We start from the raw sequence: 23113 nt of genomic DNA, 5'->3' as shown, positions 1-23113 counted from the left end.
TAAAGATATTTATGAAAGTATCTTTGGCTAATTGTTATTTACAGTGCGAATTTTTTCAAAAAATGAAAAAGACATTATTCTTATTATTGATTCTAGGATTTGGAGTAACAGCATTCTCACAAACTACAAATTGGAGAGCAAGTTATTACAGTAAAAATGAATTGGGAGTTGCTGCATTTACCAGCAGTAAATTTTATCCTGAAATAAGACTACAATCAAATGATGACTATTATAGTGTATCAGAGTATTCTTTATTTTTGCGAAATGATATTCCTTTTAGAGAGGATTTAAATATGAATTTATCGTGGGGAATAGGAGCTTCAATGTCTGATAGGGAATTTGCTTATTTTCGTTTGCCTGTATACTTGTGTAAAAACAATATTATAAGCGAAAATATAACTTTACTATTAGGGGTGGAGCTTAAAACAGATTTGGAGGATGACACAAAACTACTTCCTAAAATAGGTTTCAGTATCAACTTTTAGAAACAATAGATTGTAAAAAATGCCTTCTCAAGCGAGAAGGCATTTTAAATAGTTTCAAATCTAATATTTCTTATTCCTCGTACATGAATTTATCCGCGAAAGCGGGTTTCAAATCATCCAGCCAAAGTGCTTTTGGATCGTATTTGGCAAAGAATGGTTTTCCTACCCAGTCAGTATTTCTTGCCTGAATAAATTTCAAAACAAATATCTTTTCTCCGTTAATTTCGGTAATCCCCGAAATTTGTACTTTTCCCGGATCTGCCGACATGCTTGGTCCGCGAACTGTTCGGCAAACACCGCTTACCTGAATGTATGCCTCTCTGAAAATATGATAGGCATCTTCTAAACTCACGGCAAAATATTCCCGTGCTCCGGTATCCCGTGCAATAAACATGTAGTAAGGAATCATTCCCATATCCACTTGTTTTCTCCACATGCGTGCCCACATATCAGCATCATCATTCAAATGCTTCATTAGTGGCGATTGCGTGCGGATTACCGCTCCGGTTTTGCGTATATTTTTAACTGCTTCAGCCACAACATCGGTTTTCAGCTCGTTAATGTGATTGAAATGTGCCATAATAGATAGGTTCAAACCTCTATCGGTGATCTTTTCGAACACTTTTAACAGTTGTTGTGCATCTTCGTCAGTAGTATAACGATAGGGCCAATAACCTAAAGTTTTGGTTCCAATTCTAATGGTTCTTAAGTTTGGGATGTCTGCCTCAAAAATCGCATCGATGTATCGCTCAAATATTTTTGTTTTCATCACCATCGGATCACCACCTGTAAACAACAAATCAGTAATTTGAGGATTGGCTTTCAGGTATTCAATGACCAACTCAATCTGGTTCATTGCGAACTTCAATTCATTAATACCGGTGAATTGCGGCCATCTAAAACAGAAAGTACAATAAGCATGACAGGTTTGTCCCTGAGTTGGGAAAAACAACATGGTCTCGTTGTATTTGTGTTGAATTCCAACCAATTTCGTCCCGTTTAATTCAGGTACATTGTAAACCTGTCCTGCTGGGTTGGGGTTCAGTTCCATTCGGATCTGATTGGCTGCTATAGCGATATCTCTTTTTGGTGCTTCTTCTCTAATTAATTTTGCTATCCTGTTGTAATGCTCTTTCGAAAGCATATCTTTTTGTGGAAAAGTAAGGATGAAAATTGGATCTGTTTCAAAATGATCCCAATCAATTAATTCATTAACAACATAATTGTTTACTTTAAAGGGAAGGACCTCTCCAACCACTTCAATATCAAAAATTTGTTCTTCGCTTAATCTCTTTATTTGATGGATATTTTTAAAGGTTTTCAGCGTGTAAGCTCTATAGTTCATAGGCAAATCTATTTTTGATGTTTATTGCGACAAGCGCATAATGAGAACGATTGCTTTAATTGAGATTTCCTCAATTTAAAATTAGGCTATTGGATAAGGTAGCTACTAAATAGTTATAACTCAAAAAGAGAACTAGGCTACAAATGATATTTCTTATTTTAATTTAAGAAAAAAGGAATAATTCCCGTGTAAACTGTTAATTGTCAGCTGTAAAAGGAGACTATTTATTCCGGTGTTTCAAATAGCAGTGCGGCAAAAGTATAGTAATTAAACTTCTATAACAAGAAGCACTTTACGGATTACCTGTATTACGCTTAGTGATTTAACAATTTTGGCGCTTAATTTGTATTAATAGGATCGCTAATAAAAAAAAACTTTTGCTGATTATCAGAAAGAAGATGTTTTTGGCTAGAGATATCTGTTTAACAGGCAAAATTCAGTCTAAATAACAACTATTTTTATTTACACTGTTTTAGTACTGCATTTGAATGATTTCTTTTTGTAATTTAAAACAATTATGGAAAGTGAGTTTTGGGATTGTATTTTATTGTGATCCAAGGGTAAAGCGAAGGTTTTTCTGTGAGAAGAAGGGGTAAATTTGATTGGTAATTTGATAAAAAGATAGTTATGAAAATAAGCTTGTTGTCGTTGTTTATTTTGGGAATGTGTTTTCTGGAAGTAGGAGTGCAGGCACAGCCTGTTTCCAATCTTGAAATCAGCAAGATGATTGAAAATTTTAAGAAGGATCCCAAAGGCCCTTATCAGCAAATCATGTGGTTTTGTCCTGATGGATCGATGGTGCCGCCCAAACAGCGTTGTCCCGAACCCGGTGGCGTGCAACGTGCAAAATACAAGGATGCAGTCGTTCGTTTGGCCCAAACAAATCATGTGTTTTTAGGTCAGATTTTGTCGACTACCCCAAATGAGGATTTTTGGGATGCGTCGAATCATCAATCGCGTTTGAAACAATATTTGTTGGAGAAATATTTGCAGACTGCCGATGATGCCTGGGTGCTTCGCAGGGGGCAGTTTTACAGGGGAGCCATTCAGGCAGAAGATGAGAGTGCCTGGGGAATCAATTTTTTCAATTGGTTGCTGGCAGATAGCGAGGCTGTTAAAAGTCACTATTATTTAGTGCGGGAAGCTGTTCGAAGCATTCCTCACCTGCAGGAAACCAAAAGCCTTCAGAACATTCGCTCCTTGTCTTTACTAATTGCAGATACGGATGAAGAGTTTATGGATGCACGGATTAAAATTCATGGTCAGCCCGATCGCACGGATTTGGATCGTGTAAAAGGGTATAAAGAAAGAAAGTACAGCAAGTTGGATGCAGCTACAAAAGAGCAGGTTGACAAATTGATTCGCGAATTGGAATTGTATTATCAGCCGATAAATTTAAAAGATCTGGAGCAATATCTGGTAAAAGTGTCTGCGAACTCGAAGCTAAAGCAAAGTTTGCTCAATTTCACAAAGCAGCAGGCCAATACAAAAGGAGAGCTGCGGGTGAAAGCCACCAGTGATCTATTGTATCAAATTCGGGAAAACCTCTTGCAGGAAAGTCCATCGAATCGATTGGCCTTTCTGGATGTCTCGATTCAGTTGGAACACATTTTGTTTTATGAGCTAACCAGCTGGAAACCGCAAAGTTTGAAAGGGGTAATTGACCTGAATGAGATGCTTGCTAAGGCAGCAACTGCTTGCGGATACATCGAAATGTGGGAATGGCAGCAGGTGAAAAGTCAATTGCAGCTAACTGAAACTTCGGATATTTCGTTTGAAGCCCTGCAGAAAGTTCACGACACTGCGCGGGGAATTATCGAGTGGGGAACAGGCATGAACAGTGCTGTTTTTGAGGAGACCATCAAGCTGTTTGGCGGTTTTGAGCCTCTCACTTACCATTTTACCGACGATCGCATTCGTTCTTCGGTGCTGCTTCCCTTGGGGGCTTCGGTAAGCCGTTTGGGCGATTTTATGAATGTGATGTCCAATCAATCCAACGAGGTGATGGGCATCGCTAACCAGAGTCATTTCAGGGGTTTGAATCCGGGTTTTGCCAAGGGCGAATTGCTTGTTGTTGATGGGAATGTGGAAGATGTTGACGTATCGAAAGATAAAATATACTTGTTTAGCAAACCACCTGCTGATTTAAAACCCGTAGCGGGGATTGCAACAGTTTCGGAGGGAAATATGGTTTCGCACGTTCAACTTTTGGCCCGTAATCTGGGGATACCCAATGCGGTGCTTTCACAGCAAAACCTTTCCGATCTGAAAAAATATTCGGGGACATCCGTTTTTTACGTGGTTTCGCCCAAAGGAAAGGTGATCATTAAGCCTGAAAGCAAAATGAGTGATGAGGAGAAAAAATTATTCACAGCCAAAAAGAGAAGTGAGGAAAAAATCAGAATTCCGGTAGAACGGATAGACTTGAATCAAACCCGTTTGGTAAACCTTCGGAAGGTAAATGCCACCAAATCGGGAAAATTGTGCGGACCTAAGGCTGCTAATTTAGGACAGTTGAAGCAATTGTTCCCAGATCAGGTGGTGGAAGGTCTGGTGGTTCCTTTCGGGATATTCCGCAAGCATATGGATCAGCCAATGCCCGGAACCAGTGTTTCGTATTGGCAGTTTTTGAATCAAACCTTCCAAAATGCAAGAGAAAAACAAAATTCGGGAGTTTCAAAAACCGAATTGGATGAGTCCGTTTTGGCACACTTGGCTGCTCTTCGCGAAGCCATTAAAAATATGCCTTTGCTGCCTGATTTTAGGGAAGATCTGAAACAACAGTTTTTGGCTGTATTTGAGAAGCCGATGGGGAAAACTCCTGTCTTCCTGCGCAGCGATACCAATATGGAGGATTTGAAGGATTTTACCGGAGCAGGCCTTAACCTAACTCTTTTTAATGTGCTCGACAGTGAAAAAATTGTGCAGGGGATTAAAGATGTTTGGGCTTCACCCTATTCCGAAAGAAGTTACAAGTGGCGACAAAGCTATTTGCTGAATCCCGAGAATGTTTTCCCGTCCATACTGATTATTCCAAGCGTGGATGTTGATTATTCGGGGGTGTTAATCACAAAAGGAGTGCAGTCGGGTAATTCTGATGAGCTGACCATTGCTTTTAGCAGGGGCGCTGGGGGCGCGGTAGATGGACAAGCGGCTCAATCCTATGTTTTGGAAGCCAGTGGGACCAACAAATTGTTATCTCCGGCACGTGAACCGCAATACAACAGTTTACCCGAAACGGGAGGAACTTTAAAGGTAGGCTGTACCTTCGAAAAGTCGATTCTTTCGGAAGGCAATCTTCAGGAGATCCGTCTTTTTGCTAAAAAACTACAGGAAAAATTGAAAACAAGCGAAGGAGTCAACAGCAATGGTCCCTGGGATGTTGAGCTGGGCTTCAAAAATAACAAACTTTGGTTGTTTCAGGTGCGGCCTTTTGTAGAGAACAAACAAGCAAAAGCTTCTGATTACCTGCAATCCATTTCTCCTGAAATTCAATTAACAGAGTCCATTTCATTAACTACAATTATAAAATGATGAATCGTAAAAACTCAATGGTAATCCTTTTCCTTTTTTCATTCTTCATGGTATTTGCGGAAGGGAATGACAATCCGTATCCAATTGATGGATACAAAACGACAGGGATAAGACGTTTGGTTCGTCTGCAAAAAATTATTGATGGACAAATTAAGGATACAAAACCGATTCCCGGGGCACTAAAGTCCATAAATGATATCAAACTGAATCTGTTGGGAGAGCGGGGCGATAGTTTGGCTGAATTTCCTCAGTCCGATAAAAAGTTGCAGCAAAAGTTGAATGGCTTGTTTCCGAACCTTGATGAAAGTTATTCCGTGGCATTGCTCGATATCACAAATGGGAAAAAAATAAGATATGCATCTCGGCAGGATGCAAAGAGGTTTCAGCCGGGCAGTGTTGGTAAATTGGCAATCATAACCGGGCTGTTTAATGAGTTGGAGCGCCTTTATCCCAATTCGTATGAGGATAGAGTGAATTTACTCCGAACCCGTTCCGTTAGAGCCGGAACCTGGGGAAATTACGATGAGCATACCGTTCCCTTTTTTGATACCATCACCAATGTTCTTGTTAAGAGAACGGTTAAGGAATACGATGTTTTCTCGCTTTACGAGTGGGTTGATCACATGCTTTCGGTAAGTAATAATGGTGCGGCAAGCATCGTTTGGCGGGAGGCTTTGCTGATGCGTGCTTTTGGACAAGCTTATCCTGCTTTGACAGAAGAACAGGCTTCGGAGTATTTTAAAAGCACTCCCAAGTCTGTGATGCAAAAATTGGCTACGGCTGTGGTCAACGAGCCTTTGCAAAAAATCGGCATTAGTGAAGAGGAATGGCGATTGGGAAGTATGTTCACTCAGGGTGCAAAAAGAATTGTTCCGGGCGAGGGGGGAAGCATCGGAAGTCCGCGAGGCTTGATGAAATTTTTAATTGCTTTGGAGCGTGGCAAAATTGTTGATGTGCAGTCAAGTTTGGAGATCAAAAGGATGATGTACATGACGGATCGACGCATTCGCTATGGGTCATCCCCTCGATTGACCAATGCCGCTATCTATTTTAAATCGGGCAGTTTGTACCAATGCAAACCCGAGGAGGGTTTTACCTGCAAAAAATACATGGGGAATGTTCAAAATTACATGAACTCGGTTGTGATTGTGGAACAGCCAGATGGATCAACCTATATGGTGGTGCTGATGACAAATGTGCTGAAAAAGAATTCGAACCTGGATCACATGGGCTTGGCCAGCAGCATCGATGATTTGATTCGGAAGAAGTAAATCATCAATTAATCAGCCAACATAGCCTGCTGTGCTTTTTCAGCAAATGTGCGGATCTTTTTGTTTTCAGCATTCAGATAAGTCTGAACAAGTGGTAAAAACGTTTGATCACCAAGTTGTTCGAGCAAGTAGAATACGGCCAGTTTTAATTTTACATCAACCCCTTCGAGCAGAAGGCGGTAGCATTCAAATTCATCAGGCTCTTTTTCAGCAAATAAACCAGAAACGGGTTCAGCCATTGTATTTAAAATGGCTGTTTCCAGTACGGGAATCAGCATTTTTTTCAAACGGGCTTCCAGTAAATTATCCAAAAACTCAACGGCATTCATCCGCAAATCGTCCTTATCGCTTTGAATTCCTTTGTAAACGCTTAGTATATCTTCGGGTGGATATCGCAGCTCTAGCAAACGGAAAATTCGTTCCAGGCTTCCATCCAACCTGCGCCCCAATATATCAATTAAGCTTTTTCGGGCTTCGGAGATGGAGCTATTGGCCGGTTGATCTTCTATTCGACTTACAAATTTGGAATTTAAAACAATCAGACTGTTTTGGTAAAGAGTTGTTTCTTCAACAATACGGCTCATCACCAGCTTTTTATCAAAATACAGATGAGGAAAGCTTAGTTTGATGTTGTTTAGAGCTTTCAAGCTTTCCAAATGAACTAGATAGTCCTCATAATTGAGCAGGAAGAATAAAAACTCAATTGATTTTTGGCTGTTCACTTTTTGGGCAATTACTGGGAGTTTCCGAACCAATTCTATGGATATTTTTTCATCTCTGATTAGTTTGTAAAATACAGGAAAAACCTGACTGCTATAATTCGCCAAAGCGGTTTGTGCAGTGTTTAAAAATGCTCCCTTGTTTAAAAAACCCACCAAAACACTAATGAATTGAGGATGTCCGGCAATACCGGCAGCTTCAATGGCTTTGCTGACAATTTCCTCGTTTTTATTGGTAAACGCATTTTGCAAATAACTAAAGTAGCCTGTTGCACACGAAGCACCAATTACTTTAAGAATGTGCATGTGCAATTCCTTTTTCTTGTTCGGATCTTTTGTATCCGTCATTTGCTGAATTCGCTCCTGTAAACGATCTCCAAAAGAAAACCAGTTTTGAAGTTCCAGATTCCCCCGGGTTTCAATGGCCAGAGCGATCAGCGCTGATTCCCGAATTTTGCTGTCTTCATGTTCTAGGTAGGACTCTATCAATTTCACCCTATTTCCTGGGGCTAAAGCGATGAGGTATTCAAAAGCGTTGACCCGAACTTGTTGGTCATTATCATTCACTAAAAGAATCATATCGCCCGAAAGATTGTGATTCAAATAGTACCTAAGGCTGTTAATTGTCTCTGCTCTTACTTTTCCGGATTCATTGGAGAGTAGGTTTTTAAGCCGTAAATAAAACTCTTCTCTGGGGATCTCACGGGTTTTTTGAATAATGTATAGTAATTGACTTTCTTTTGTGCTTTCCAATTGCCTTTGCAGATTACTAATAACCGATTCGGCAGATTCGGTTTGTTTGCTTGCTTCCTTTCGGGTGATTTTATTACTTATTTTTAGTTTAAACGATTTCAGATATTCTTTTCTTACCTGCAAGGCAAAGTAGATCCAAACAGTAAGCAGACCAATAATCATTAAACTGATCCAATTGGTAGAAAGCTGCAATCCATTTACCAGAAAAAACAGCAACAAACCACCAATTCCAGAGGCTACACTATCTACTGTAACATCAATAAAGGATTTTGTTTTGCTTTTAATTTCGAGAGGAATGGGTAAAGCCAATAATTCGGTTGCTGATTTATTTAATGATTGCTTCAAGCTGCCATCACATAGTTTGATGAAAATAGCGGCTCCAAGTATTGGAAAAAACAGCATGCCTAAGGCCCCCAGAAAAATCGCTCCGGGAAGAATAAGTAAGGAGCTTCCTACACCAAAAACACCAACTATTCGTCGGGTAAGAAACAATTGAATGAAAAGTGATAAAAGATTGAAGTTGGAAAACCAGAACCCAAAGAATGCAGTCAATTGATCCGGATCAAGGATGGACATCGAGGCTATTGCACTAAATTGGTAGTCAACTAGTTTTGCGACAATTACACTAACGCCAATGATCCCGGCCATTAAGGTTAAATGCCGCGATTTTTTAATGAGTTGATAAGGATTTTCAGGCAGGATTTCTTCCTGTACCTTTTGCTGTTGCACACGTTGCTGCTCGCTATTTCTTTGGGCCCAAATCTTTTTGGTAAGCCAAATGGTAGGCAAGAGAACCATCATGCTTAAAAAAATTAGATTCTCACTTCCAATTATCGGAGCCATAATGGATGTGAGATAACCGCCAAAAATGCCTCCTGCAATTGCTCCGGCACCAATGAAACCAAAAACCCGTTTGGCTTCTCTCGCATTAAAAACAATATTGGCTAAGACCCAAAACTGTGATGATGATACTACGGCAAAGAGGGCTACCCACACATAAAACAGCAAAAGAACAAGCTGTACCAGAATGTTTAAACGAAGAAGGATACCAAATAGGAACAGGGTAATAACCGAAATCAGAAGAGTTCGGGTCATGATTTTATTGAATGGGTATTTGGATAACAGTCGGGAATACAACCATGAAATCGCTACAGCAAAAACTGATACGATGATGAAGGCAGTAGGTAGATAAGAATAGCCGAAAGTGGAAAGGAAGAGCGAATTTACAATTGGTTTAATGATCAAAAGAGTGGAAATGATCAGGAATATATTGATCTGCATTAAGATCACTCTTCGATATTCACCTACTCGAATATCGAATGATTTATTTAAAAAGTATTGAAAAGCTTCCTGAAAAACATTTCTGACTGAACTTTCAAAATTTTTCATTAGGTAGGTTTGGTGGTATAGATTGTTAGGTATAAAAGGTTTGGCTTTCTAATGTTTCTGTAATAGTATTTATTTAAGATAACAAAATTGAGAAAAAATGTTAAGTCCTTTCTCAATTTTATAAAAATTTTCAAGTGGCTGCAATTTAATTGCTCTTGTCCAGAACATTTTCAATTTCAAGTACTAATTGTCGCAGAATCCTTTCTCCATCGTCATCTTGCAGCAAACCCACCAAAATAAAGCGATCTTCTTTTCCCCAGACTAAAATGGAATCGGCATGATAATTTTTCCAGGTTCCTGATTTTCGAAATAATTTGGCATTTGGACGGACTTTTTCAATGGTATTTACAAATTTGTGATGAAGTTCCGGATCGACCATCATTTCCAGCATTTGACTTGAACGTTCAGGACTAACCAATTCACCATTAATGAGCATGTAATAAAAACGACATACCTGATTTGCAGTAGCAGCATGACTGATTCCTTTAAGAGGTTCGGGATATCGCGCCCCCGTTTTGGCATAACGTTTACCAACCCACAAACCACCACCCTGTTCTTCATCATAGAGTTTGTAGGCAGGATCCATCAGCACGTCCTTTATTTTTTCGTATCCCAACAAGTCAATTAGGCGTGTAGTTGCCTGGTTGTTCGATCGGCTCATCATCAATCTCATGTCGCTCATAATAGCTGGACTTTCGTCTAATTCCCCTTTTTCCAATGCATCTGATATTGCCAAAAGAACGGCAATCTTTGGCAAGCTGGCGGCATACATGATATTTTCTCCGTTCACGCTGGCAAAACGAATGTTGTTTAAATCGCGCAAATCGACCAAGCCAACTGCCATTTTTTTATTATCAATCAGCCGTTTCCATTTACTGTTCTTCTTAAGGCTAACTTCAAGGTTATCTTGTAATTGACTATTCTTTAATTCTACCAGGGGTACAAGTTTTTGGTCATCCGATTTTAAAGGTAAACTCACCCTTTCTTTTAAAACTTGTGCCGTAAGCGATTTGTTAGCACAAGCAAAACACAATACAAGCAATAGAACTGTTAGTACTCCCAAACGCGTTTTCATAGGTTTATAATTTTATATTTTTGCCATATGGAACTTACCATATAATCATCTTCCTGTGTGTCGAAAGCTTTATACATGGACGTTTCATATATTCAACTTTCCTTAGTAAACTGTAAATTTGTTAACGTTTCCCTAATAGTGCACTCTTGGCACTCTGGCATTATCGTATAATGCACTGTCTTACTATTATTTGTATTTTCGCCAGCTTTAAAATATGTTAGTGAGAGATACTCAAATGTACAAACATTTTTGACTTAATTTCATTTTTGATAAATAATTACAGAGAGTGTTAATGTTCAGTATTTCAGGTATTAACGGTGCTTTTTAACTTCACTTAACCTGAATTAACTCAAATTAACAGCTTCCTTTTCGTTTTTCAAATTCCGGTGTTTACTGATTTGTTCTTTTTTTACGAAAATGCTGACTTTGAAATGGACTTTTTAAGACCCTGATTTATTTTTTTACAAAAATATTAGTTTGGCTGATTATTTTGCAGGAATGGCTCATAAAGAGTACTTTTGCTGAGCATCAGAAAGAAAATGATTTTGTGTTGAAGTATCTATTCGACAGACTGATTACATTTTAAATAACGATTTTTTAAATGAATAGAAGTGAAATTGAATTAATGGCACCGGTTGGTTCGTATGAATCATTAATGGCAGCCATACAGGGAGGAGCCAATTCTATCTATTTTGGCATTGAGCAGTTGAATATGAGGTCAAGATCTTCGAATAATTTCACCATCGAAGATTTACACAATATTGCTTCTATTTGTAAGGAGAACAATATGAAATCTTACTTAACGGTGAATACTGTTTTGTTCGACCAGGATATTGAAGTAATGCACAAAATTGTTGATGCCGTTAAAGAGGGCGGTGTAACTGCAATTATTGCTGCCGATGTTTCTGCGATCATGTATGCCCGTTCAATCGACGTGGAAGTGCACATTTCTACACAGTGCAACATTACCAACATCGAGGCAGTGAAGTTCTATGCTACGTTCGCCGATGTGGTGGTTTTAGCCCGGGAATTAAACCTGAATCAGGTGGCTGCAATCTACAAGCAAATTGTTGATGAGGAGATTCGTGGTCCCAAAGGAGAGTTGATTCAAATTGAGATGTTTGCACACGGAGCCTTGTGCATGGCAGTATCAGGGAAATGCTATTTGAGTCTGCACGAGAAAAATTCATCGGCCAATCGGGGCGCGTGCATGCAAACTTGCCGAAAAGCGTATACGGTTACCGAAAAGGAATCGGGGAATCAGTTGGAGATTGATAATGAATACATCATGTCGCCAAAAGACTTGTGCACCATCGGTTTTCTGAATAAAATGCTGGATGCAGGAGTTCGTGTCTTGAAATTTGAAGGACGGGCCCGACCTGCCGAATATGTGAAAACGGTGGTTACAAACTACAGTCAAGCTGTTGATGCTTATTTGGAAGGCGCTTATACCCGCGATAAAATTGACCAATGGACGAGTAATCTGGCAACGGTTTTTAACCGTGGCTTTTGGGATGGTTATTACCTCGGTCAAAAGATAGGTGAGTGGAGTGAAGACTATGGTAACAGAGCAACCAAACGCAAGATGCTCATTGGAAAGGGAACCAATTATTTTGCCAAGATTAAAGTGGCCGAATTCTTATTGGAATCACAGGAATTAAAGGTTGGCGATGAGATTTTGATAACCGGACCAACAACGGGTGTGATTGAAACAACAGTAAAAGAGATTCGTGTTGATATGAAATCGGTTGAGAAAGCCGTAAAAGGAGATAGTTTCTCTATTTCAATGGATACAATGATTCGTCGATCGGATAAATTGTATAAAATTGTCGAGGTCACCAATGATCTAATTCAGTAGAAAATTAAGAGTCCAAAGGTCTAAAAGTCTAAAAGTTCAAAGTCAAAAGTCTAAGGTCGAAAAATATTGACGGGTCTGAAGACTCGAAATAATATCAAACATGAAAAATATAATACTTACTCTATTTGCCATTGTTGCCGCAACAACTCTTTTTGCGCAGGATCATGAAGGTTCTTTAGTGAAAAACGGTGATCAGGTACCCAATTTTGCTGTTCTTACTTTAGATGGAAAAGAATTTGTTACTAATGATTTAAAGGGCAAGGTAGTTCTGATTAACTTTTTTGCGACCTGGTGCGGTCCCTGCATGAAGGAATTGCCAGAGGTTGAAAGTCAGTTATGGCCTAAATTTAAGAATGAAAATTTTGCAATGGTTTCTATTGGGCGAGAGCACACAAAGGAACAATTAAGTGCATTCAACGAGAAAAAAGGCTTTACATTTCCAATTGCTCCCGATGCGAAACGTGAAGTGTATGCAAAATTTGCAAGTCAGTACATTCCTCGTAACTTTATTGTTGATAAAACAGGGAAAATTATATGGCAGGGAGTTGGCTTTAGTCAGAAGGAACTCGAGCATATGATGAAGGTGATTCAAGAGAATTTATAAATCGATAATTGAATGCAAAAGCAGGGGAATATCAGTAAAATGCGAACTGATCTTAAGGATGTAGTTGAGTATCAGTTACCAATAGGCGAAGAGATGGTTAATGTGAATCCTTTGGTGGGTAAAAAGTTAAGCTTTACCTATTTAGGACAAATTAATTGTATTCATTGTGGAAAGATAACCAAGACATCTTTTGCACAAGGATACTGCTATTCCTGTTTTACCACACTTCCGCAGACTGATGAAAGCATACTTCGTCCGGAATTGGATCTTTCCTATTTGGGGATTGCGCGTGACATGGAATGGGCAAAAAAGCACACACTTCAGCCTCATTTTGTATACTTGGCCTATTCGGGAAATCTGAAAGTTGGAGTTACACGCGAATCACAAGTGCCAACCCGATGGATGGACCAGGGAGCGAGCAAAGCAATAAAATTGGCGAAAACGCCTAACCGACATATCGCTGGAGTAATTGAAGTTGCTCTGAAAAAGCATTTTTCGGATAAAACCAATTGGCGGGCAATGTTGAAGTTGACCGATACTGAAGGTGTTGATTTGTTATCCGAAAAGAAAAAAGCTTCTCAATTATTACACCCTGAGTTACAACAATACATTTCCGATGAAGATCAGGTATTTGAGATGATCTATCCCATGAATTCGCAACCGGAAAAGGTTGTTAGTTTTGGATTTGAAAAGGAGAAAGAATACTCGGGAATTTTGAAAGGAATTAAAGGACAATATCTTATCTTTGAAGATGGAAAAGTTCTCAATATCCGAAAGCATAACGGCTACCTGGTTAGCTTGAACGTTGAGGAGTAAACGAATCATTGGCGACTGATCCCTAAAATAAACATAAACACAAACACAATACATATTCTTTACTAATCGTAAAATTCTTAATTAAAGATGGAAAAAATAGACTGGAAACAATTTGGTTTCGGTTATACTAAAACCGATTACAATGTTCGTTGTCACTTTCGTGATGGAAAATGGGGAGAATTAGAAACTTCTTCTTCAGATCAGGTAAATGTTCATATTGCAGCAACTGGATTGCATTACGGACAACAAGCATTTGAAGGTTTAAAGGCTTTTAGAGGTCCTGATGGAAAAGTTAGAGTATTTCGTATGAATGAAAATGCGAAACGCATGCAATCTTCGTCTCATGGAATTATGATGGCCGAAATGCCAATTGATTTGTTTGAGGAAGCTGTAATTAAAACGATTAAATTGAACGAGAGATGGATTCCACCATACGAATCGGGAGCCTCTTTATACATTCGTCCGGTACTTTTCGGAAATGGCCCACAAGTAGGTGTGAACCCAGCTCCTGAATATACTTTTGCCATATTCGTAATGCCAGTTGGACCTTACTTTAAAGAAGGATTTAAACCAACCGATTACGTAATCTATCGTGAATACGATCGTGCAGCTCCGCAAGGAACAGGAACGATTAAGGTAGGTGGTAACTATGCTTCTTCCTTAAGAGGGGGAACCCGTGCTCACAAGGAGGGATTTTCTGCCGTATTATTTTTGGATGCAAAAGAAAAAAAATACATCGACGAATGTGGCCCTGCTAACTTCTTCGGAATTAAGGACAATACTTACGTAACTCCAAAATCAAACTCAATTTTGCCATCAATCACCAACAAAAGTTTGTGTCAGATTGCTGAAGATATGGGAATGACAGTTGAGCGCAGGAAAGTGACCGTTGAAGAATTAGCTGATTTTACCGAGGCTGGTGCTTGTGGTACTGCAGCGGTAATTTCTCCAATTCGTAAAATTGTTGATGCCGATAACAAGGTGGACTATTTTTATGGCGATGAGGCAGGAAAGACCAGCTTCAAATTGTATGAAACACTTCGTGGAATTCAGTACGGAACTGTTGAAGACAAACACAACTGGAATACAATTATTGAATTTTAAGAATACGATTGGCTTTTAGCCCTTTGTTTAAATATATAAAGAGGAAATTCTATTTTGAATTTCCTCTTTTTTATTGAAGGATTTATCAGTTTGCTTAGTGCTTGTTTTCATACTAAAGAAGTTTTTCTACCACAGAGAACACAGAGGAGCACAGAGAATTTATTCTACAATTCGAAATAAGAACAAGAAGATTACAGTAGTCTGAATTGAAATTCAATAAACATCATTGTCGTTTTGTTTTCTCTGTGTGTCTCAGTGGTGTTTTTTTTTAATACACAGGATTAGTCATGATTTATCTGTTTTCATACTAAAGAAGTTTTTCTACCACAGAGAACACAGAGGAGCACAGAGAATTTATGCTACAATTTGAAATAAGAATCAGGAAGATTACAGTAGTCTTAGTTGAAATTCAATAAACATCATTGTCGTTTTGTTTCGTTTTCTCTGTGTGTCTCCGTGCACTCAGTGGTATTTTTTTAATATCACAGGACTAGTCATGATTTATCTGTTTTCATGCTAAAGAAGTTTTCCACCACAAATAATACAGAGGATTTATTCTACAATTTGAAATAGAAATCAAGAAGATTACAGTAGACTTCATTGAAATTCAATAAATATCCTTGTCGTTTTGTTTCGTTTTCTCTGTGTGTCTCCGTGCACTCAGTGGTATTTTTTTAATATCACAGGACTAGTCATGATTTATCTGTTTTCATGCTAAAGAAGTTTTCCACCACAAATAATACAGAGGATTTATTCTACAATTTGAAATAGAAATCAAGAAGATTACAGTAGGCTTACTTGAAATTCGATAAATATCCTTGTCGTTTTGTTTCGTTTTCACTGTGTGCCTTCGTGCACTCAGTGGTAATTCTTTTAAATATTTCAGGATTAGTCATGATTTATCAGTTTGCTTAGTGCCTGTTTTCATGCTAAAGAAGTTTTCCACCACAAATAATACAGAGGATTTATTCTACAATTTGAAATAGAAATCAAGAAGATTACAGTAGGCTTACTTGAAATTCAATAAACATCATTGTCATTTTGTTTTTCTCTGTGTACCTCCGTGCACTCAGTGGTATTTTTTTTAATATCACAGGACTAGTCATGATAAAAATACAAAGAGGGAGTTCTAATTTAGAACTCCCTCTTTTCTCATTGTAAGGTGAGAGTTAGGATTTATAACGAATATAAAAATATGTTTGATCCTTTTTAAGAGATCAAACGCTTACGCATTTACTTTGCGGTTCATCAGTATTTTAATAGATTCAGCCAAGCGCTGCACGCCTATTCTGTTCTGCTCTTCATCTACAAACGAGAAGTTAATTCTCATGGTGTTTTTTCCGCTTCCATCGCAGTGGAAAACCGATCCCAATACAAATGCAACATTCTTCTGAATTGCGATCTCAAAAAGATCTTCGGCATCCAAATCTTCCGGTAAGTTAAGAAAAAGAAACAAACCACCCTCAGGTTTTGTCCAGCTAACACCTTTAGGCATAAATTCTTCGAAAGAAGTAAGCATAACATCCCGCTTGTGGTGATACATCTTAATAATGCCTTTTAAATTCTTATCGAACAGACCTTTCTCCAAATATTTAGCGGCTATTTTCTGAACAAAGGGAGAAGTACATAAATCAGTTGATTGTTTTGCTTTCACAAATTTGTCGATAATGGCTTCATGAGCGATTACCCAGCCAAGTCTAAATCCGGGCACGAATATTTTAGAGAAAGTTCCGAGTGCAATTACCTGTCCCGAATTGTCGAGCTCGTACATCATTTTTTGGGCTTCTCCCTCGAATCGTAGCTCTCTATACGGACTATCTTCAATGAGCAGGATATTGTATTTTTTAGCAATCGCAATAATTTCAAGTCTTCGGAATTCAGGCATGGTGATGCCCGCAGGGTTTTGAAAGTCAGGAATTACATAAATGAACTTCGGTAGGTTTTTATCTTCAAGCATTCTTGCCAAAGTCTCTTCTAATAAATCAGAACGCATCCCATATTTATCAAATTTGATTCCTATCGGAATGCCTCCATAGCTTGAAAAAGCACCTAAACCACCCAAATAGCTAGGCAGTCCACAAATAAATTTATCCCCTCGGTTCAGAAATATTTTTCCCGCTAAATCAAGTCCTTGTTGCGATGAGGTTAGAATCACCAGATTTTCAGTAGAGATGTTTAATCCTTGCTTTTGGTATCTCTCCGTTAGAATTTCACGAAGTCTGGGATCTCCTTCGGTTGCTCCATACTGCAAGGCAGCACTTCCATCTTCCTCTAAAACTTCATTGCTGATTTGTTTTAATTCTTCAATAGGAAAAGTGTTGGGAGCAGGTAGCCCACCAGCAAAAGAGATTATTTCTGGTTTTTGCGTCAACTTTAGTAACTCTCTGATAACAGATCGTTTCATGCTTTTCGCACTATCAGAAAGAATGTTTTCTAGATTTGTAATCATTATTCCCCCTTTTTAATAAATGTTTTATTTTATGAAATACCAGTTGAGTACTTCACTTATAAATTTACATTATTTCAAGAGTAAAACCATGAAATTGAAAATGGAATTTGACTTTAGCTTTTAATTTAAATCAATATGAGCGAAAATATAATCAGGAACTTAAATTAATTCCCGAAGCTTATCAAGCTGTTTAATTTTGTTTACATCTCTCATATAACGAGCAGTTTCAGTAAAATATTGGTGATTTTCAATAAATTTTATCTGAAGACGGTTCCAATCATCAATACTCTTGATTTGTCCATGCTCTTTTAGTTCTCGGTATAAATTACCTGAAACAGGAATAAAGTCGGTACGACCCAGGTAATCCAAATCAGCGTCGCAAATGATCTTTTCCAGGTTTGTTAATGGCTTAGGTGGAAATTTAGTGTGCATGATCAGGTTGGAAATTTCAGCGATTTGTTGTTCCGAATAGAAATATTTGGGGAGTATGTGTTTCGCCATTTTCACACTGCACTCTTCGTGTTCGTTGTAGGAAAGAATAAAACCGCTATCATGAAATAAGGCTGCAGTTTTTATGATTAGCATTTCAGCATCCGAAATATCTTCCTTTCTACCGATGATTTCCACTTCGGTAATTACATCAATGGTGTGTTTTAGGTTGTGATAGTATAGGTTTTTAGGCAACTCATTCTCGAGTTTTGTTAGAATGGCTTCTTCCAGATCATCATAGCGGAGGGTTTGGAACTGCGTTAAGAAATGTTGATTGGGCACTAATCCTTTTAAATCGGTCGACATATTGGGTTTAAATCCCCGCACAAAGTACATGTCGATATTTCCTTTGTATTTTACGGGCATTCTGCCTCTGTATTCACAAATAAAGAAATCTTTAATCAGCATATAGGTCATGCCCGAAATATTAATTTCGCTAACCGATCCTGATGACTCCATTCTACTGGCCGTATTTACAGTATCGCCCCAAATATCGTAACTCACCTTTTTAGTGCCTACAACACCAGCAATTACAGGGCCTGTATGAACACCAATTCGCAATCCCCAAATGCCTTTTTTTCCCGCTTTCGAGTTTATTTTCATGCTTTTCATGTACTGCTGAATTTCCATAGCAGCAAGAATAACTTCAATTGGGTTTGTTCTGTTTTTGTTGGGAATACCGCCGGCACACATGTACGCATCACCAACAGTTTTAATTTTTTCGATATTGAATTTATCAACGATTGAATCGAAATGCATAAAAAACTTATCCAGCTCATCAATCAAATCTTCAGGATTCATCTGTTCCACAATTTTTGTAAATCCATGAATATCAGAAAATAAAACGGTGACCATGCGAAATCTTCTGGAGCTTACTTTTCCTGTAGATTGTAATTCTTCGGCTGTTTGTTGAGGTAAAAGATTGGAAAGAAGTTTTTCAGCTTTGTCCTTTTGCAGAATGATTTCTTGATTTTTATCGTAAAAATCACTTTCAATTTTTAGTTTCTCTCTTTTTAATTTCAATTTAAACCATAAATACATCAAGGCAACAAGAAATAATTGCATAATACCCAATACAATCATATTCTCAGAAATAAAACTTAATGCGTTTTCTCCTAGGGATATAAGCAATACTGATGTGTAATCAGCTGAGTATAATAACATTAATAGCTGAGAGTAATGAGTCATTAGTAACGTGTTAAAATTCAAGCTAAATAATGGTAATAAAAATAGCCAAGAATTTTTTAATAACAGTCTTAAGTTTAAAATAATACAGAATATTAACCGACTCAGCTAAAATTTGCTAGTCTAGCATAAAATGGCTAAATTGTAGCACGGTTATGTTAATACTATTAATAACTATCCTCTTTTTACTTTAAACTATGGAAAACACTAAGAGATCAATACTCGTTGCATGGGATTTTTCGACTGTTGCAGAGTACGCATTGGAACATGCTTTGATATTTGCTGAAAATGTAGATGCGAATGTTATTTTACTGCACATTGTCAAGAAAGGTTCACAACTTGATGAGGCAAAAGCTAAGATGGCTGAAGCTGTTGCAAAAGTCCAAAAAGAAACTGGGGTTCTCACCGAGGTGATTGTTCGTGAGGGTAGTATTTTTACATCTATTAATGATATTGCTAAAGAGATGAATTCTATGCTGGTGCTTATGGGTACTCATGGAATTAAAGGAATGCAAAAATTGACTGGCAGCTGGGCGCTGAAGGTGATCATCGGATCACGTGTCCCTTTTGTTGTAGTTCAGGCTCCTCCTGTTCAAAAGAAATATTCATCGGTAGTATTGCCTGTTGATTTTAAAAAGGAAAATAAAGAGAAATTGAGCTGGGCTGAATTTTTGGGCAAATTCTTTAAAGCAAAAATGAGAATTATTACGCCTAAAATCCCTGAAGGTCAGATGCTGCAAAGAACAAAAGCAAATCTTGTTTTTGCGAAGAAATATCTGGAAAACAGAGGCATCGATTATGAAATTGATACAGCTGACGGAGGGAATGATTTTGCCATGGAAACAGTTGATTTTGCTAAAAAGATTGAGGCAGACATTATCTTAATCATGACCACAAAGAATATTTCGTTTCAGGATTACATGTTGGGAGCACATGAGCAATTTGTGATTGCCAATTCAGCTCATATTCCTGTTATGTGTGTGAATCCACGAACAGATCTGGCTAAATATGGCAGTTTTTATTAAAGCATAAATTTGAAATTTATATATTTGAACAACGGTTGTATGGCCGTTGTTTTTTTTATATCCATAAATTGATAAAAAAGTAAATATGAAGCTTGTTTTTGCGACCAATAACCGAAATAAACTAAAGGAGTTACAAAACCTTTTAGGAGAAGAGATTGAACTGTTATGTCTGGCAGATATCAATTGTGAGGATGAGATTCCGGAAGATTACGAAACACTGGAAGAAAATGCAAGTCAAAAAGCTCAGTATATCTTCGATAAATTTAATGTCAATTGCTTTGCGGATGATACTGGATTGGAAATAGAAGCCTTGAATAATGAACCTGGTGTTTATTCTGCCAGATATGCCGGAGAAGAAAAGGATGCAAAAGCCAATATGAAAAAGGTTCTTGAGAATCTAAATGGTGTTGAAAACAGAAAATCAAGGTTTCGAACCGTAATCTCTTTAATCATTGATGGTAAGGAGAATCAGTTTGAAGGTATCGTTGAAGGAAATATCCTTGAAAAGGAGCGTGGGATTGATGGTTTTGGCTACGATCCAATTTTTGAACCAAAAGGATATGATATTTCATTTGCAGAAATGGATATGACTGAAAAAAACAAGATCAGCCACAGAGGTTTGGCCGTTCGGAAATTGGTAAATTATTTGCTAAGCCTTAAAGAATAAAGTCTGATATTTCAATTAAAAATACAAGAATACTTCCCTGCTAATATAGTATTGTATGAAGCTACAAATCCGATGCATTTTCACTTTTTTACTTCTAACATTTGCTTTGACTACTCAAAGTCAGATAAAGATTGGTGAATGGAGGGAGCATTTGCCATATCAGAAGGCAAATGCCTTGCTTGCTGGTGGCGAAAAATTGTATTGCTTAACTGAATCAGGCTTGTTTTCTTACTCGTTGAACGATAATGAAATAGTTGCTTTCAGTAAAACAAAGGGCTTGTCGGAATCGGAAATTTCCGCCATTGGCTGGGAAGAGGCTTCACGCAGTCTTTTGATTGGGTATGCAAGCGGGAATTTGGATGTTATATCTGATGGAGTAATTCAAAATATTCCGGACATCAAGAAATTCTCCCTGATCGAGAACAAGTCCATCAATTCCATTACTTGTACAAGTGAGTTTGCCTATTTGGGTACGGATTTTGGAATTGTGGTCATTAATTTGGATAAAATGGAAGTTGCTGACACCTATTTTATTGGCGCTGAGGGTGAGAAATTGGTAGTGAATGACATCAAAATAAGCTCAACTACAATTTGGGCCGCTACCAATCAGGGAATTTATTCAGCAGATTTATCTTCAAGTAATTTGGCGGATTATAATAACTGGGATCATCAGCTAAACATTCCTGTTTTTCAAAGAGAATGTGAACATTTGGAACTGATTGATGGTAATGTAATTGTAAGCCGGATTTTGTCTGAAACATCAAGCGAATTGTATCGGAACAGGAATGCCGTTTGGGCTAAATTCGCCGGAAATTTTTCAAGAATCTATTCCATTAGAAACAGTGAAAATCAATTGTGGGTAGTGCAAACCGATAAAACTCAACTGTTTACTGCAACAGGAATTGAAGACTCAGTTTTGCAGTCTTCAGGAATTTCTGCAATGCGTGATGCTTTGGAAGTAGCTGGAAGAACATTTATTGCTGATTACCAGACATCCTTGCGGGAGATTAGTGGAAGTGGTACCGATCAAATTAAACCCGACGGACCTTTACGTAAAAATATATCAAATGTATTCTCAGTTGCGGATCAAACATGGGCTGTTGCTGGCGGTGTAACAGCTGCTTTTGAGGGAATGGGCGAAGATGCGGAATTGTTTTTGTTTGAAAATCAGCAATGGACCAACTATTCAAAAGAAAACACATCAGCTTTCGAGAATCAATTTGATTTGCTTTCGATCACAGGCAATAAAAGAGATCAATCCCTTGTTTATGCGGCTAGTTGGGGAGATGGACTATTTGTTTTTGAAAAGAATGAATTTACAACCAATTGGAATTTTGAAAATTCACCGCTTGGTACGAAAGGAATTAGTGGCATGGATTCGGATGAGGATGGAAATTTATGGATATTGGATGCGAATTCTTCTGCTCCGGTAAAAGTTCATTCTCTTGCCGGTGAATGGACTTCTTTAAGCTATTCAACCCTTGCAAACCGTGTAAATATGCAAAAGATTGTCTGCCTTCAAAATGGAGACAAATGGGTTTTAAATGCTCCGGGACAAGCTCTTTTTGCATTTAATGAAAATCAGACCCTTTCCAATCAGGATGATGATGCTGTCGCTTCTTTTTTAGTTCGTGATGAGAACAATTCAACAATCAGTTCGAATATTTACGATCTGATTGAAGATGACAATGGAGATGTATGGTGCGGAACATCAAGTGGAGTTGCGGTTTATTCCAACCCGGGAAATATTTTTAGGACAGGCAGCTTTTATGCCTATCAGCCTATAATTACTATCGAAGGTTCCACTCAGTATTTGCTGGGAACGGAAGTTGTAAATGCCATTGCTTTGAATGGAGCCAATCAAAAATGGCTGGGAACGGCAAATTCAGGTGTTTTCCTGATTTCTGAGAATGGTGATGAGCAATTGTCTCATTTTACAAGTGAAAACAGTCCTTTGCCTTCCAATACAGTTCAGAAAATATCAGTAAATCCGGAAAATGGGGAGGTGTTTTTTGTGACCGATAAAGGAATGGTTTCTTATAAAGGAGAGGTAACTGCAGGAACAGAATCTTATAATGATCTCTATGTGTATCCGAATCCCGTTCGGGAAACCTATCACGGTGATGTTGTTGTGAGTGGTTTAATGGCCAAATCGACTGTGAAAATCACTGATATTAGTGGTAATTTGGTGATGGAAGGAAAATCAGAGGGCGGCCAGTTTATCTGGGATGGGAAAAACTTCAACAGATCGAGAGTGCATACTGGTGTTTACCTGATATTTTGCTCCAATTCTGATGGTTCTAAATCGAAGGTGATTAAATTACTATTCATTCATTAATAAAGTT

At 38.1% G+C, this 23113-nt stretch carries 15 protein-coding genes; 10 read left to right on the top strand and 5 right to left on the bottom strand.

Annotated elements, in window-relative coordinates:
- The first annotated feature begins 62 nt into the window (after positions 1-62).
- Positions 63-485: a hypothetical protein gene (locus ALGA_RS08705; protein WP_145957599.1), complete on the top strand. Its 423-nt coding sequence runs from the start codon at positions 63-65 to the stop codon at positions 483-485.
- 70 nt (positions 486-555) lie between these two features.
- Here ALGA_RS08705 and ALGA_RS08700 read toward each other — a convergent pair whose 3' ends face one another.
- Positions 556-1830 (bottom strand): KamA family radical SAM protein, encoded by a 1275-nt coding sequence (locus tag ALGA_RS08700; RefSeq protein ID WP_096428954.1) that lies wholly within the window; start codon positions 1828-1830, stop codon positions 556-558.
- A 627-nt stretch (positions 1831-2457) separates the two neighbouring features.
- Between ALGA_RS08700 and ALGA_RS08695 the strand changes: the two genes are divergently transcribed.
- Both ALGA_RS08695 and ALGA_RS08690 read left to right on the top strand, forming a co-directional pair.
- Complete coding sequence (locus ALGA_RS08695) at positions 2458-5364, top strand: PEP/pyruvate-binding domain-containing protein (protein ID WP_197705732.1); 2907 nt, start codon at positions 2458-2460, stop codon at positions 5362-5364.
- Positions 5361-6635: a serine hydrolase gene (locus tag ALGA_RS08690; RefSeq protein WP_197705731.1), complete on the top strand. Its 1275-nt coding sequence runs from the start codon at positions 5361-5363 to the stop codon at positions 6633-6635. Before ALGA_RS08695 ends, ALGA_RS08690 begins: the two co-directional genes overlap by 4 nt.
- Positions 6636-6643: 8 nt before the next feature.
- Here ALGA_RS08690 and ALGA_RS08685 read toward each other — a convergent pair whose 3' ends face one another.
- Together ALGA_RS08685 and ALGA_RS08680 are read right to left on the bottom strand one after the other, a co-directional pair.
- Entirely contained in the window at positions 6644-9496 is a 2853-nt protein-coding gene (locus ALGA_RS08685) for an MFS transporter (RefSeq protein WP_096428953.1), read from the bottom strand.
- Between the two features lie 145 nt (positions 9497-9641).
- On the bottom strand, positions 9642-10571 hold the full coding sequence (locus ALGA_RS08680) for a serine hydrolase (protein WP_096428952.1): 930 nt from the start codon (positions 10569-10571) through the stop codon (positions 9642-9644).
- Between the two features lie 601 nt (positions 10572-11172).
- Here ALGA_RS08680 and ALGA_RS08675 point away from each other — a divergent pair.
- The 4 genes from ALGA_RS08675 to ALGA_RS08660 all read left to right on the top strand — a co-directional run bounded on the left by ALGA_RS08675 (position 11173) and on the right by ALGA_RS08660 (position 14953).
- Positions 11173-12429: a peptidase U32 family protein gene (locus ALGA_RS08675; RefSeq protein ID WP_096428951.1), complete on the top strand. Its 1257-nt coding sequence runs from the start codon at positions 11173-11175 to the stop codon at positions 12427-12429.
- A gap of 100 nt (positions 12430-12529) precedes the next feature.
- The gene (locus ALGA_RS08670; protein ID WP_096428950.1) at positions 12530-13033 is read left to right on the top strand and encodes a peroxiredoxin family protein; all 504 of its coding nucleotides are present in this window, start codon (positions 12530-12532) and stop codon (positions 13031-13033) included.
- Positions 13034-13045: 12 nt separating this feature from the next.
- Positions 13046-13849 (top strand): DUF2797 domain-containing protein, encoded by an 804-nt coding sequence (locus ALGA_RS08665; RefSeq protein ID WP_096428949.1) that lies wholly within the window; start codon positions 13046-13048, stop codon positions 13847-13849.
- A gap of 87 nt (positions 13850-13936) precedes the next feature.
- Positions 13937-14953, top strand: a complete 1017-nt coding sequence (locus tag ALGA_RS08660) for a branched-chain amino acid aminotransferase (RefSeq protein WP_096428948.1) — start codon at positions 13937-13939, stop codon at positions 14951-14953.
- 1225 nt (positions 14954-16178) lie between these two features.
- Here ALGA_RS08660 and ALGA_RS08655 read toward each other — a convergent pair.
- Positions 16179-17402 carry an aminotransferase-like domain-containing protein gene (locus ALGA_RS08655; RefSeq protein ID WP_096428947.1) on the bottom strand — a complete coding sequence of 408 codons (1224 nt, stop codon included), beginning with the start codon at positions 17400-17402 and terminating at the stop codon, positions 16179-16181.
- Positions 17403-17561: 159 nt separating this feature from the next.
- Positions 17562-19055 (bottom strand): adenylate/guanylate cyclase domain-containing protein, encoded by a 1494-nt coding sequence (locus tag ALGA_RS08650; protein WP_162845413.1) that lies wholly within the window; start codon positions 19053-19055, stop codon positions 17562-17564.
- A 218-nt stretch (positions 19056-19273) separates the two neighbouring features.
- On the opposite strand from ALGA_RS08650, the gene ALGA_RS08645 reads away from it, so the two are divergent.
- The 3 genes from ALGA_RS08645 to porZ all read left to right on the top strand — a co-directional run bounded on the left by ALGA_RS08645 (position 19274) and on the right by porZ (position 23106).
- Positions 19274-20101 (top strand): universal stress protein, encoded by an 828-nt coding sequence (locus ALGA_RS08645; protein ID WP_096428945.1) that lies wholly within the window; start codon positions 19274-19276, stop codon positions 20099-20101.
- A gap of 85 nt (positions 20102-20186) precedes the next feature.
- Positions 20187-20768, top strand: coding sequence for a non-canonical purine NTP diphosphatase (locus ALGA_RS08640; RefSeq protein ID WP_096428944.1), 582 nt, complete (start codon positions 20187-20189; stop codon positions 20766-20768).
- A 55-nt stretch (positions 20769-20823) separates the two neighbouring features.
- A complete protein-coding gene (porZ, locus tag ALGA_RS08635; RefSeq protein ID WP_096428943.1) occupies positions 20824-23106 on the top strand; it encodes a type IX secretion system anionic LPS delivery protein PorZ in 2283 nt (760 codons plus the stop codon).
- Positions 23107-23113 lie beyond the last annotated feature (7 nt).

It is taken from the genome of Labilibaculum antarcticum (assembly GCF_002356295.1).
In the GTDB taxonomy this organism is placed as follows: Bacteria; Bacteroidota; Bacteroidia; order Bacteroidales; family Marinifilaceae; genus Labilibaculum; species Labilibaculum antarcticum.
This window is presented reverse-complemented; position numbering and strand designations above follow the sequence as displayed.